Consider the following 13,615-nt stretch of genomic DNA (forward strand, 5'->3'; position numbering starts at 1 on the left):
ATGCGCGTGATGGCCCAGATGTCGATGGTGATGAACCTCGACAAGTGCATCGGCTGCCACACCTGCTCGGTGACCTGCAAGCAGGCGTGGACCAACCGCAGCGGCGTCGAGTACGTCTGGTTCAACAACGTCGAGACCCGTCCCGGCCAGGGCTACCCGCGCCGGTACGAGGACCAGGAGCGCTGGCGCGGCGGCTGGACGCTGAACCGGCGCGGGCGGCTGGCGCTCAAGGGCGGCGGCCGGCTCCGCAAACTCCTGACGATCTTCTCCAACCCCAAGCTGCCCGGGATCGACGACTACTACGAGCCCTGGACCTACGACTACGAGACCCTCACCGACGCGCCCCTCCAGGAGCACACCCCGGTCGCCCGGCCGCGGTCGCTGCTGTCCGGCCGGGACATGAAGGTGTCCTGGTCGGCGAACTGGGACGACGACCTCGGCGGGTCCGTCGAGCACGGCGACAAGGACGTCCTGCTCAGGGAGATCTCCGACAAGGTGAAGATGGAGTTCGACAAGACCTTCATGTTCTACCTGCCGCGGATCTGCGAGCACTGCCTCAACCCGAGCTGCGCGGCGTCCTGCCCGTCCGGCGCCATCTACAAGCGCACCGAGGACGGCATCGTCCTGGTCGACCAGGACCGCTGCCGCGGCTGGCGGATGTGCGTGTCGGGCTGCCCGTACAAGAAGGTGTACTTCAACCACCGGACCGGCAAGGCTGAGAAGTGCACGTTCTGCTTCCCGCGCATCGAGGTCGGCATCCCCACCGTCTGCTCGGAGACCTGCGTGGGGCGGCTCCGCTACATCGGGCTGATCCTCTACGACGCCGACAGGGTCCTGGAGGCGGCGTCCGCCCCCGACGACACCGACCTGTACGAGGCGCAGCGGCAGGTGTTCCTCGACCCGCACGACCCGCGGGTCATCGCCGCCGCCGAACGCGAGGGCATCCCGGCCGACTGGATCGAGGCCGCCCAGCGGTCCCCGATCTACGCCCTCATCAACACCTACAAGGTCGCGCTGCCGCTGCATCCGGAGTACCGGACGATGCCGATGGTCTGGTACATCCCGCCGCTGTCCCCGGTCGTGGACGTCGTCCGCGACACCGGCCACGACGCCGAGAACGCCGGGAACCTGTTCGCCGCGATCGACGCGCTGCGCATCCCCGTCGAGTACCTCGCCGAGCTGTTCACCGCCGGCGACACCGCCCCGGTCGACGCCGTCCTGCGGCGGCTGGCCGCGATGCGGTCCTACATGCGCGACATCAACCTCGGCCGCGAGCCCGACGCGTCCATCCCGGAGGGCGCCGGGATGTCCGGGGAGGCGATGTACGACATGTACCGGCTGCTCGCGCTCGCCAAGTACGACGAGCGGTACGTGATCCCGCCCGCGCACGCCGAGCAGGCCCACGGCCTGGAGGAGCTGGCCACCGAGTGCGCCCTGGACTACGAGGGCGGGCCCGGGATGGGCGGCGCCGGGGCGGGCGGCGGCTCCGGCCCCTTCGGCGAGGCGTCCGGCGGCGCCAACCCGATCGCGGTCGAGAACTTCCACATGCTGCGGGAGCGGCAGACCTCCGACAACCCGGTCGACCCGGCCGACAAGCACACCCGCGTCAACCTGCTCAATTGGGACGGCAAGGGCGCCCCGGCCGGCCTGTTCCCCGCCCGCAGGCCCGAGAACCCGCCCGCCGACTCCGGTGACGCCGAAACGGAGCCCAAGCCGTGAGAACCCGACCCGCGAAGACCACCGACGCCCAGCTGGCCGCGGCCTGGCAGGTCGCGTCCCTGCTGCTCGGCTACCCCGACGAGGAACTGCTCGGCCGCCGCCCGCTGCTCCGCCGGGCCGTGGCGGGCCTGCCCGCGACCGTCGCCGAGCCGCTGGGCCGCGTCCTGGACCACCTGGACGCGGCCGCGCCGCGGGATCTGGCCGCCGACTACGTCGCCACGTTCGACCACCGCAAACGGTGCTGCCTCTACCTGACGTACTACGCCTACGGCGACACCCGGAAACGCGGGATGGCGCTGCTGCGCTTCAAGCAGGCCTACGACGCGGCCGGGCTCGTCCTGGACGGCGGCGAACTCCCCGACCACCTCGCCGTCGTCCTCGAATTCGCCGCGACCGGCGACCTCGCCCAAGGGCGCCGGCTGCTGCTCGAACACCGCGCCGGGCTGGAACTCCTGCGGCTGTCCCTCAGCGAGTCCGGATCGCCGTGGGCGCCCGTCCTGGACGCGGTCGCCGCGACCCTGCCGCCGCTGACCGGCCGCACCGAGGGGGCCGTCGCCCGCCTCATCGCCGAAGGGCCGCCCGAGGAGGAGGTCGGCCTCGCCCCCTACGGGGCGGACGCGACCGCCACGGGCCCGGTCCTGCTGCCCGATCCCGTCGTTGGAGCCCGCTCATGACCGGCAGTGCCGGCGTCCTGGCCGCCGAGAACGGAGGCGATCCCGGTGTCGCCGGGATCCTGCTCTGGGTCGTCCTGCCCTACGTCACCCTCGCGGTGTTCGTCCTCGGGCACATCTGGCGGTACCGCTACGACAAGTTCGGCTGGACGACCCGCTCGTCCCAGCTCTACGAGCGGCGCCTGCTCCGCATCGGCAGCCCGCTCTTCCACTTCGGCATCCTCGTCGTGCTGCTCGGCCACGTCGGCGGGCTGGTCATCCCCGACGGCTGGACCGAGGCCGCCGGGATTACCGAGCACATGTACCACGTCGTCGCCGTGGTGCTCGGCACCGTCGCCGGGTTCTGCACGCTCGCCGGGCTCGCGATCCTGATCTACCGGCGCCGCACCGTGGGGCCCGTCTTCTCCGCCACGACCCGCAACGACAAGCTGATGTACGCGGTGCTCACGCTGACCATCGTCCTCGGCCTGGCCGCCACCGTCGCGGCGAACATCGTCGGCGGCGGCTACAACTACCGCGAGACGGTCTCCCCGTGGTTCCGGTCGATCTTCTACTTCCAGCCGGACCCCGACCTGATGACCGATGTCCCCATCCTGTTCCAGCTCCACGCCCTCAGCGCCCTGGCCCTTTTCTGCGTCTGGCCCTTCACCCGTCTCGTCCACATGCTGACCGCACCGCTCGGCTACCTGACCCGGCCCTACATCGTCTACCGGAGCCGCGACGAGCAGCTCGGCATGCACCGCCCGCGCCGCGGCTGGGAGCAGGCCCGCTGACCGGCCCCGAAGGCGGTCCGCAATGAAGTGGAAATAATTCCTCCATTTACCTTGCGGGCGTGCGGCGGCCGTGGCACGGTTAAGTGGAGGAAATTACACCGGTTACTGCTACACGCACTCGATCTGGAGCGATCATGACCGCCGACCTGCCGCCCCGCCTCGCGCGGATGAGCCGCGTGCCCGCCCGCCTGCTCTCCCGGGGCGTCCCGATGGGACCCCTCCGCCTTCTGCGCACCACCGGCAGGCGCAGCGGCCTGCTCCGCACCGCCCCCGTCGCCCTGCTGAAGTTCGACGGCCGGGAATGGCTCGTGTCGCCGTTCGGCGACACCCACTGGGTCCACAACGTCCGCGCCGACGGCCGGGCCGAGCTCGGACGAGGACGCCGCTTCCGGCGGGTGCGCCTGACCGAGGTCACCGGCGGCCGCGAGCAGGCCGTCCTGGACGCCTACCGCCGCAAGTTCAGGATCGTCCCCTTCGTCCGCGACACCTTCGACGCCCGCCCGGACGCTCCCCGCCCGGTCTTCCTGATCGACCCGCCGACGTAGCGCGTCCCGGCGCCGGCACGGAGCCCCGCGCGGTCGCCGGAGTGCGATGGTCGGGACCGGGTAACGAACGCGCCATGGGTCATCCATCGAGCACCACCGCGCGACGGGTCCGCTGGCTGGTGCCGGCCGTCCTGCTCCTCATCTGGCTGGCCATCGGAGGTGCCCTCGGTCCCTACGCCGGAAAGCTCGGTGAGGTCGCGACCAACGACCAGGCGTCCTTCCTGCCGCGAAGCGCCGAATCCACGCGGGTCATCGACGCGCAGCGCGCGTTCAGCCGCGAGGAGGCGCTGCCGCTGATCGTGGTCTGGACCGCCAAGGGCGGCGATGGCCCGGTCGGCGAGGAGCAGCGGGACGACGCCACGCGCGCGCTCGCGTCGCTGGCAGGCGGGCAGGGCATCACGGGGCAGCCGTCCCCGGCGATCGCGTCCCGGGACGGCAAGGCGCTGCAAGGGGTCGTCCAGCTGCGGCCGACCCTCGGCGACGAACTGCCGTCAACGCTCGACGACGTTCGGCGGGCCGCCGCGCAGGTGCCCGGAACCACCGCCCAGCTGGCGGGACCGGCCGCGTCCCAGGCCGACCTGTCCGAGGCGTTCTCCGGAGTCGACGGCCTCCTCCTGCTCGTGGCGGTCGTGACCGTCCTGGTCATCCTGCTGCTGGTCTACCGGTCCCTGCTGCTGCCCTTCGTGATCATCCTGGGCGCGATGTTCGCGCTCGGGCTGGCCGGCGGCGTCGTCTACCCGCTCGCGGACCACGACGTCGTCCGGGTGGACGGCCAGGTGCAGGGCATCCTGTCCATCCTCGTGATCGGGGCCGCCACCGACTACGCCCTCCTGCTGTCCGCGCGCTACCGGGAGGAGCTGTCCCGGGGACCGGACCGCATGCGGGCCATGTGGACGGCATGGCGGCGGTCGCTCGGCGCGATCAGCGCCAGCACGGCGACCGTCGCGCTGGGCCTGCTGGCGCTCCTGCTCAGCGATCTCACCAACACCAGGGCGCTCGGCCCGGTCGGCGCCATCGGCATCGTCTGCGCCCTGCTCAGCACGCTGACCTTCCTGCCCGCCGCCCTCGTCCTGCTCGGCCGGGCCGCCTACTGGCCCACGAAGCCGCGTCCGGGCGAGACGGCCGCCGCGGGCGCCGGCGTGTGGCGGCGGATCGCCGGGCTGGTCGACCGCCACCCGCGGCGCGTCTGGTCCCTCGCGCTCCTCGGCCTGCTCGCCGGCGCGGCCTTCGCGCCGACGCTGAACTCCAAGGGCGTGCCTCTCGACGAGGTCTTCGTCAACGACGCGCCCTCGGTGGCGGCCCAGAAGACCCTCAGCGCACACTTCCCCGGCGGCTCCGGGAACCCGGCCATCGTCATCGCGGGTGCCGGCAAGGCGGAGCAGGTCGTCGCGGCGGCCCACGGCGTCGACGGCGTCGCCCGGGCCGCGCCGACGTCCGACTCCGGACGTCCCGGTGGCCGGCCCAAGGTCGTCGACGGCCGGGTGCGGATCGAGGTGACGCTGCGCGCCGCCGCCGACAGCGACGCGGCGAAGGCCGCCGTGCGGGACCTCCGCGGCGCCGTGCACGCCGTCCCCGGCGCCGGTGCCCTCGTGGGCGGCTACACGGCCCAGCAGTACGACACGCAGCAGACCGCCGAGCACGACCGAAAGATCATCGTTCCGGTCGTGCTGGCGGTCATCGTGGTCATCCTCATCGGGCTGCTCCGGTCCCTGCCGGTGCCCGCCGTCCTGGTGGCCACGGTCGCGCTGAACTTCGCCGCGACCCTGGGCGTCTCCGCCCTCGTCTTCGAGCACCTCTTCGGCTTCACCGGGACCGACGCGTCGGTGCCGCTGTACGGATTCGTGTTCCTGGTGGCCCTCGGCGTCGACTACAACATCTTCCTCATGTCCCGCGTCCGCGAGGAGTCCCACCGGCACGGCGTCCGCCGCGGCGTCCTGCTGGGCCTGACCTCCACCGGCGGCGTCATCACCTCGGCCGGCGTCGTGCTGGCGGCGACGTTCGCGGCCCTCGGCGTCATCCCCCTGGCCTTCCTCGTCCAGATCGCCTTCATCGTCTCCTTCGGCGTCCTTCTGGACACGCTCGTCGTGCGCTCGCTGCTGGTGCCCGCCCTCGTCCGCGACGCGGGACCCCGCATCTGGTGGCCCGGCTCGCTGAGCCGGAGGCCCGACCCGTCCGATCCGCCGCGCTGACGCGCTACTGCGCCGGCGCGCCGGCGCGGTGGTAGACCTTGTTGGCGATCCGCCACTCGCCATCGACCTGGAGCAGCACGAAGCCGTCGGTGAACACGCTGTCCCCGTGGTACAGCGTCATCGTCGCGGTCGCGACGGTGCCGTGCCACCGGACGTGGTCGATACGCCGCCGGCGGGTGGCCTCGTCCTCCGCGGGACGTCCCGTGAAGACCTCGCAGTACTCGTCGAGCGTCCAGGACACGAACCGGCCGTCGCGCACGCCCTCGATGTGGGCGGTCGGCCAGAAGGCCAGGCGGTGATGGTCCGCCTGCCCGGTGGCGTGGCCGGCGACGTAGTGCTGGAGGGGCGCGAGCACTTCCGGTGGGGCGCTGACGCCCGGCGCGAGCGACAGGCCGTGCGGCCGTTCGGTCTCGGGGACGACGGTGAACGCCGCGATGTCGTCGTCCGCGCCGACCGAGCCCCCGTCCAGCGCGCCCTGCACCTGTGCGTGCAGCTCCGCGGCCGAAGGTGCGGTGCCGGCGAGCAGCGCGAGGTCTTTGGCGAGTGCCGCGGCGGTGAAGTCCCCATCGTCGAACGCCCCCTTCTCCAGCCGCTCCCGCTTGGCCCGGACCATCCCGCCGAGCGCCGTGCGCTCGAGCACCGACCAGGCCTGCTCGGAAAGCCCGAGCTCGTCCGCGAACCCCTTGCCGGCGCGCAGTGCCAGGAGCGTGTTGCCGAGTGCGCCGTTGGCCAGCAGCTTGGCCGCCGCGGCTTCGGCGGGGGAGGAGAGCACCACCGTCTCGCCGAGCGCCGTGAGCACCGGCGTGGCGGCGGCGGGCTCCGCGCCACCGCTGAGGATCGTGAGCGTGCCCGCGGCGACCGCGGGCAGCGACCCGATGACCGGCGCATGGACGTATTCGGCGCCGGAGTTCCCGACCGCCCTCGCGAGTGCCTCGGCCTCGCGGGGCGACACCGTGCTCGTGTTCACCACCACGGCGCCGTCCAGCCGTTCGCGTATCCGGTCGATGACGTTGAAGCACGCTTCGCCGTCGAACAGGCACAGCAGCACGACGGACGCGCGGCCGACCGCGGCGCCGGGATCGGACACGGTCGTGACGCCCCGCACCTCGCGCCCGGAACGGGTCCAGCCGACGACGGAGCATCCCTGGCCGGCGAGGCGGGTCGCGATGGCGGTGCCCATCCGGCCGAGGCCGAGGACGGCGATGTCTGGTGTGTCCGCAGAACTCATGCGCCGATCCTCCCGGCGGACGAGCCCCGCAACAAGCGCAGGTTTCTCCTACCTCCCATGCGAGGCGCGCATGCCTTCGCGGCCGTCCACGTTCCGTCCACGTAATGCCCAACGGCCCTTGGCAGCCTTGGCGGATGGACGTCGAGTTCGCCTTGCTGGGGCCGTTCGAGATGCGGGCGGGCGGGCGGGACATGCCCGTGGGAGGCCCCAAGCACCGCTCCCTCCTCGCCGCTCTCCTGCTGCGGGCGGGCCAGCCGATGCCGGTGGAGGACCTGGTCGAGGTGATCTGGGGTGACGAGCCGCCCGGAAACCCGCGCCGCGTCGTCCAGCTGTACGTCACCCGGCTGCGGAAGATGCTCGACCCTTTCGTCTCGTGCGCCGTCATCACCACCTCGGTCGACGGTTACCGCCTCCGCGTCGCGCCGGGACAGACGGACGTGATGCGCTTCCAGGACTGGCTGAGCGCGGCCGAGCGCGCGGCCGCCGAGGACGATCTCGACGCGGAGTCGGAGGCGCTCGGGCGCGCGCTCGCGCTGTGGCGCGGCGAACCGCTGGCCGGTGTGCCCTCCGACCGGCTGCAGCGCGAGGTCGCACCGCAACTGCGCGAGCAGCGGATGCGGACGCTGGAACGACGCTTCGAGGTGGAGCTGCGCCGCGGGATGCACCGTGAGATCGTCGGCGAGCTGTTCGCCCTCACGGCGCAGCACCCGCTCCGGGAGAAGCTGTGGGCACAGCTGATCACGGCCTTGCACGCGAGTGGCAGGCGCAACGACGCTCTGGACGCCTACCACACGGTGCGGCGGAACCTCACCGACGAGCTCGGGGTTGACCCAGGGGAGGAGCTCCGGACTCTGCACGCCGTGGTTCTCGACGGCCGCCCTGGCGCCGCCTCCTCCACGAGGTTCCCGCCGGTGCCGAGGCAGCTTCCACCGGGCGTGTCCGGCTTCACCGGCCGGGGCAGGGAACTGTCCTTCCTCGACACTCTCCTTGGGCATCAGCGTCGGGACGCCTCCGCGACGCGGATCTGCGTGATCTCCGGTACCGCGGGCATCGGCAAGACCGCCCTCGCCGGTCACTGGGCGCACCGTATCGCCGACCAGTTCCCGGACGGCCAGTTGTGGATGGACCTCCACGGCCACGACCCGGCAAGGTGCCTTTCCCCCGGGCAGGCCCTCAAGAGATTCATCCGGGCGCTCGGCACACCTGCCGAACACATCCCCTTCGACGTGGACGAGCAGGTCGACCTTTACCGCTCGCTCATGGACGGTCGGCGCACACTGGTGGTCCTGGACGACGCGGAAAGCGCCGCGCAGGTACGGCCGCTGCTTCCCGGCGCGACGGGCAGCCTCGTCGTGGTCACCAGCCGGGAACCCCTCACCGGCTTGATCGCCGCGGAGGGAGCGCGCCCGCTCGCCCTGGCCCCGCTCAGTCCGGGTGAGGCCCGCTCCCTGCTGACCGCGCGGCTCGGTGCCGGCCGGGCCGCGACCGAGCCCGCCGCGGTGAAGGAGATCATCGAGCGGTGCGCCACCTCACCGCTGGCGCTCACAGTCGCGGCGGCCCACGCCGCGCTAGGCGGAGACGCCTGAGATGAAGCAGATCTGACGCTTGCGCAGTGCAACATATGTTCGGTCGCACGCGGATGGTGAGCGGTATGCAGCGGGTGTCGAAATCCCTGCCTTCGGACGGGCGGACGGCCGCCGTGCCGGACGGCGCGCCGCCGCCGTCGGCGCGGGAGCCCCGGGAATCCCGCGGTTCCGGCATGCGCTTCCGGGTGCTCGGGGCGGTGGAGGTCGCCGACGGGGAGCGCCCCGTCCCCGTCAGGGCCGGCAAGCAGCGCATCCTGCTGGCCACCTTGCTGCTCAACGCGAACCGGATCGTCTCGACCGACGAGCTGATCGAACGGCTCTGGGACGAGCCGCCGGGGGACGCCCGGGGGACGACGCAGACCCATCTCCAGCGGCTCCGCCGCACGCTCGGCGGCGGCCGGGGCGCGGGCCCGCCGATCAAAACCGGGCCCGGCGGCTACCTGATGGAGGCCACCGCCCGGAGCCTCGACCTCGAACGGTTCGACCTGCTCACCGAGCGGGCCCGGGCGGCCGCCGGGAACGACGACCTGCCGGGCGAGCTGGAGCTGCTGACGGAGGCGCTCGGCCTGTGGCGCGGCCGGCCCCTCGCGAACGTCGATTCGGACCTCCTCCAGCGCGTCGAGGTGCCGCACCTGCTGGAACGGCGCGCCCGGGCGACGGAACGGCGCTTCGAGCTCGAACTCCTTCTCGGCCACCACGCGGACGTCATCGCGGAACTGTCGGCGGCGACCCGGGACGAGCCCCTCCGCGAACGGCTGTGGGCGCTGCTGATGACGGCTCTGTACCGGAGTGGCCGCCAGTCAGAGGCCCTGCGCTGTTACGCCGAGGTGAGCCGGCTCCTGCGAGACGAGCTGGGCGTCGACCCCGGTGCCGAACTGCGGGACGTCCATGAGGCGGTCCTGAACCATTCCCCGGAGCTGTCGGTGCCACCGCGAAACCAGCCGGTGAGGCTCGGACGCGCCGAGAGGAGGCCCCGGCCGCACCGGTTGCCTCCGCCCGTCGCCGATTTCGTGGGGCGTGCGGGGGCTCTGGAGCGGCTCGGGTTCCATCTCGGCGGCGGGGGATCCGGCGGCGGCTCGGTCGTGGTGGTCCACGGGCCGCCCGGCGTGGGGAAGACCGCGCTGGCCGTGACGGCGGCGCACGCGTTGCGGACCCGCTTTCCCGGCGGGGTCTTCCATGTCGGGCCCGGCGAGCCGCCGGGCGTGCGGCCCGCTCCGCCGGCCGGCGACCGGCGTGCGCTGCTCGTCCTCGACGGTGCGGCGGATACGGAGCAGGCGCGCCGCCTCGCCGCCGGCTGGACCGGCTGCGACGTCCTGATCACGAGCCGGCGCCGGTTGACCGGCCTGCCGAGGGCCGCGCGGGTGCGGCTCGGCGCCCTGCCGCCGGACGAGGCGCTGGAGCTGCTGGGGCGCCTGGTGGGTGGCCGCGTCCGGAGAGAGCGGAGGGCGGCGGCGGAGATCGCGGCACTGTGCGATCACCATCCGGCGGCCCTGCGAGCCGTCGGCCGGCGCCTCGCCCTGCGCCCCTCGGCCCGGCTCGCCGAATTCGTGCGGCGCCTGCGACCCCGCCCAGGGCGGCTGCACGAGCTGTCGTCGCCGGACGTGGACCTCCCAGGCATGTTCGACAGTGCCTACGCCGCCCTCGGCTCCGGCGCCCGCGCTCTTCTCCGCCGGCTGGGGATGCTCGCGGGGCAGGACTTCGCGGAGTGCGCCGCCTGGTGGCCCGCCGATGAGGCCGGCCCGCGGGCGCTGGACGAGCTGATCGAGGCGAGCCTGGTGGAACCCGCCGACCCCGGCGACGCGGGCGAACAGCGGTACCGGCCGGCGCCGCTCGTCGCCCTGTACGCGGGCGACCTGTTCGGACGGCAGCCTCTCGCCGACCGCGAGCAGGCCCTCGACGACCATCTCGACGCCCTGGAGGGGGTCGCGGCGCTGGCCTACGCGCGGTCCGGACGTTCGTTCGACGCGCTTCCGGCCGATGACGTCCGGGTGATGTCGGCGTCGGCCCAAGGGGCGCGGTGGCACGGCCCAGCGGATCCGTCCCGCCACGTGCTCTCCGAACGCGCCGCCATCGCGGCCGCGGTGGAGGAGGCCGGCCGGAGGGGGCGGCACGAGCAGGCGGCGCACGTCCTGGACACGGTCCTGCCCGTTCTCCTCCGGCACGGGCACTACGCCCTGCTCATCCGGTCGAGCGTCGAGGTGGCGCGGTCGGCACGCGCCGCCGGCGACGACCGTCGCGGCTCCCGCGCCGACCACCAGCGGGCCGTTCTCCTCGCCAGGAGGGGAGAGGTGCGGCTCGCCGCGGATCTGCTCTCCGACTGCGTGACCACGTTCCAGCGCCTCGGAGCGGACGGCGAACTGGCCCGCTCGCTCGCCGTCCTGTCCATGTGCCGGTCGTGCCAGGCTCCCACCGCGGAGCCGTTACGCCTGGCGCGACGCGCGCTCCGGACCGCGCGTGCGGCCGGCGAGCCCGGTGCGGAGATCCTCGGACTCGCGGCCACCGCCCAGGCGCTCGCACGCCGCGGCCAGGACGGGGCCGCGGTCCGCCTGCTCACGATCGCTCTTCGCCGCGCCCGCGAGCTGGCCGAGCCGGAACCGCAGGCCGCCGTGCTCGACCGCCTGGCCTGGGCGGCCGCGCTGGCCGGTGATCCGGGCGGCGCCGACGAGTACGGCGCCGGGTCGATGACGCTCGCGGAGGCGATGGGCGACGCCCACGCGGTCGCATGGGCGCACTGCTGGAAAGCCGCCGTGGAGAACGGCAGAGGCAGGCACGAGGAGGCGATCCGGCGCGTGTGCCGTTCTCGCGAGGTCTTCGCGGATCATGGAGACCGGCGCGGTCACGCCTGGACGCTGCGCATCGAAGCGGAGGCCCTTCTCGCCATGGGCCGTGGGGCGGGCCGGGCCTCCGGGCTGTTGTCGTCCGCGCGCGACCGGTTGCTGGAGGTGGGCGCGGACGCCGAAGCGGCACAGGTGCACGCCCTGCTCGCCGCGAACGGGCTCATGCGGTCCCCGTAGGCCCGCCGCAGCCGCGACCGGCGAGGGCGTCGAGGAGCGAGGTGGGGCCGCCCCGCCGATCGGCCCCGCGAGCGATCACGGTCGTGCCGGAGACGGGTGGACGCGGTCGCGTCCCGGCCCGGCGCGCCCCGGGCGGGCCGCACTGCGCGGGGCCGGCCTGCTGCGGCGCGAGGAGCCGCTCGGCGAAATCGAGGCCGAGGATCTCGCGGAACAGGATCCCACCGCAGCAGTTCGCATACGAGCTGTGGATCGGCAGGCCGAACACGCCGGCCTCGATCGCCCAGGCGAGCCCCTTGTCCTCGGGCGAGTCGCAGATCGTGTCCCGCTGGATGCAGAAGTCGACGACCTTCGACTGGACGTCCGGCGGAAGGGCCCGCCTCGCGAGGACCCCGGCCCCCGAACGGACGGCGGCGCCGCCGGAGATGCCGACGCTCTGGTCGTAGAAGGTGTCCCCGCCCGCGGCGGGGTCGGCGAGCAGCAGGACCGCGTGGATGTGCTCCCTCTCCTGCCGCGTCAGCCCGACCAGCACGGAACTGACCACGTGCGCGCCTTGCGAGTAGCCGATCAGGCCGATCCGGCTGTCCGGGCAGTCCCTCACCAGTGCCCGCACGTCCTCCGTCAGCATGTCGATGCCCACGCCCAGCGAGCGGAGGTAGTCGGGACCGACCGCGCTGGCCGGGTAGGGCAGGGAGATCATCAGGGACCGGTCCTGGGGGAGGTTCTCCCAGGCGACCTCGGCGTACGGGCTCGCCTGCGACCCCATGTGCATCGATCCGTCCTGGGGCTGGCCCGAGCCGCGCAGCCCCCAGGTCACGTAGGGCTTGTCGCAGGGCAGCGGCACTGGGTCGTCGGCCAGGATTCCCGCCGGGCGCGGCTTCGCCGCCAGCGCCGTCCCGGGCAGGGCCGGCACCAGCGCGGCCAGCGTGAGCGCGGCGCCGAGCGAGGCCAGGGCGCTCTTGATCCGGTTGTTCATCGGCCCGTCTCCCGTGTGGCTGCCATCCGGGCGCCGGCAGTGCGGCCTCCGCAGCGTCGCAGCCGCCGCCGACGTCCGCCCGACGCCGGGCCGCGCGGGCGGCGCACCGCTCCGCGTCCCGTACCCGGCCGGAGTCGGCGGGACGCCGGTGCCGGGGGCTAGCTTCGCCGGCGGTTGGCATGTGCAGGCGAACGCGCCGCCGCGACGGAGTTGATCAGATTGACGTTCTCAGCAGGCCCGGGGCGCGCTGCCGGCCCCGGCACGCCGGACGGGCCCGGCCGGACCGCGGCCCGGCCTCCCGCGCAGGCTCTCGCCCGCCGCCGTTTCCTCCGCGCCGCCGGCGCCGTCCTGTCCGGCGCGCTGGCCGCGGTGACCCTCGGCGGGTCGAGCGGCACCACCGATACCCGGAACGCCGCGGGCCGGGGCGCCGGCGGCAGGGGCGCCTCGCCCCCGGCGCCGTCCGGCGGGTCCGGCCCGTCCCGGGCGGGCGGCGACTCGCTGACCGATGCCGAAGTGGCGCTGGTGCTGCAGGTCGCCCGTGTGGGTGCCGCCTACCCGGCACCGTTCCCGCGGTTCGGCGAGCGAGGCCCTGCCACGGGACGCGCGACGAAGGCCCGGCTGGACGCCCGCCTGCCCGAGCTGTCGGCGCAACGGCTCGGCCAGGTCCGCGAGGGCGCCCAGAGCCTCATCTCGGCGGGACTGATGAACGCTCCTCGCGATGCGCTCCTGGACGGCATCGGCGCGCGCATGGCCGGGACGGAGACGAAGGCGCCACCCGGACTCACCGCCCTGCTCGCCCTGGCCATCGCGACCGTGTCCAAGAAGTTCGACCCGCATTCCGATGGCCTGGCCGAGGTCTGGCTCGGCACGGTACGCCGCCGCCACCGGCGGCTGAAGCGTTGAGGGAGCTGGGGATG

Annotated in this window: 10 protein-coding genes; 8 read left to right on the forward strand and 2 right to left on the reverse strand. The window is 73.6% G+C overall.

What is annotated here, in order from left to right; all coding sequences use genetic code 11:
- The 5 genes from narH (at position 1) to ABGB11_RS12925 (ending at position 5,897) form a co-directional block, all read left to right on the forward strand.
- Positions 1–1,719: a nitrate reductase subunit beta gene (narH, locus tag ABGB11_RS12905; protein WP_347632211.1), complete on the forward strand. Its 1,719-nt coding sequence runs from the start codon at positions 1–3 to the stop codon at positions 1,717–1,719.
- Entirely contained in the window at positions 1,716–2,393 is a 678-nt protein-coding gene (gene narJ / locus ABGB11_RS12910; RefSeq protein ID WP_347632213.1) for a nitrate reductase molybdenum cofactor assembly chaperone, read from the forward strand. Before narH ends, narJ begins: the two co-directional genes overlap by 4 nt.
- The gene (gene narI, locus ABGB11_RS12915; RefSeq protein ID WP_347632215.1) at positions 2,390–3,163 is read left to right on the forward strand and encodes a respiratory nitrate reductase subunit gamma; all 774 of its coding nucleotides are present in this window, start codon (positions 2,390–2,392) and stop codon (positions 3,161–3,163) included. The genes narJ and narI overlap by 4 nt, the downstream gene beginning before the upstream one ends.
- Positions 3,164–3,297: 134 nt before the next feature.
- On the forward strand, positions 3,298–3,708 hold the full coding sequence (locus ABGB11_RS12920) for a nitroreductase family deazaflavin-dependent oxidoreductase (protein WP_347632217.1): 411 nt from the start codon (positions 3,298–3,300) through the stop codon (positions 3,706–3,708).
- A 74-nt stretch (positions 3,709–3,782) separates the two neighbouring features.
- Positions 3,783–5,897: an MMPL family transporter gene (locus tag ABGB11_RS12925; protein ID WP_347632219.1), complete on the forward strand. Its 2,115-nt coding sequence runs from the start codon at positions 3,783–3,785 to the stop codon at positions 5,895–5,897.
- 4 nt (positions 5,898–5,901) lie between these two features.
- On the opposite strand, the gene ABGB11_RS12930 is transcribed toward ABGB11_RS12925, so the two are convergent.
- Entirely contained in the window at positions 5,902–7,125 is a 1,224-nt protein-coding gene (locus tag ABGB11_RS12930) for a nuclear transport factor 2 family protein (protein WP_347632221.1), read from the reverse strand.
- A 134-nt stretch (positions 7,126–7,259) separates the two neighbouring features.
- On the opposite strand from ABGB11_RS12930, the gene ABGB11_RS12935 reads away from it, so the two are divergent.
- A complete protein-coding gene (locus ABGB11_RS12935; protein WP_347632223.1) occupies positions 7,260–8,711 on the forward strand; it encodes a BTAD domain-containing putative transcriptional regulator in 1,452 nt (483 codons plus the stop codon).
- A gap of 65 nt (positions 8,712–8,776) precedes the next feature.
- Entirely contained in the window at positions 8,777–11,725 is a 2,949-nt protein-coding gene (locus tag ABGB11_RS12940; protein ID WP_347632225.1) for an AfsR/SARP family transcriptional regulator, read from the forward strand.
- On the opposite strand, the gene ABGB11_RS12945 is transcribed toward ABGB11_RS12940, so the two are convergent.
- Positions 11,709–12,698: a cutinase family protein gene (locus ABGB11_RS12945; RefSeq protein WP_347632227.1), complete on the reverse strand. Its 990-nt coding sequence runs from the start codon at positions 12,696–12,698 to the stop codon at positions 11,709–11,711. The two genes, ABGB11_RS12940 and ABGB11_RS12945, sit on opposite strands and share 17 nt — an antisense overlap.
- A gap of 219 nt (positions 12,699–12,917) precedes the next feature.
- On the opposite strand from ABGB11_RS12945, the gene ABGB11_RS12950 reads away from it, so the two are divergent.
- Entirely contained in the window at positions 12,918–13,601 is a 684-nt protein-coding gene (locus ABGB11_RS12950) for a hypothetical protein (protein ID WP_347632229.1), read from the forward strand.
- The last annotated feature ends 14 nt before the right edge of the window (positions 13,602–13,615 follow it).

Source organism: Actinomadura sp. B10D3 (genome assembly GCF_039871695.1).
In the GTDB taxonomy this organism is placed as follows: Bacteria; Actinomycetota; Actinomycetes; order Streptosporangiales; family Streptosporangiaceae; genus Spirillospora; species Spirillospora madurae.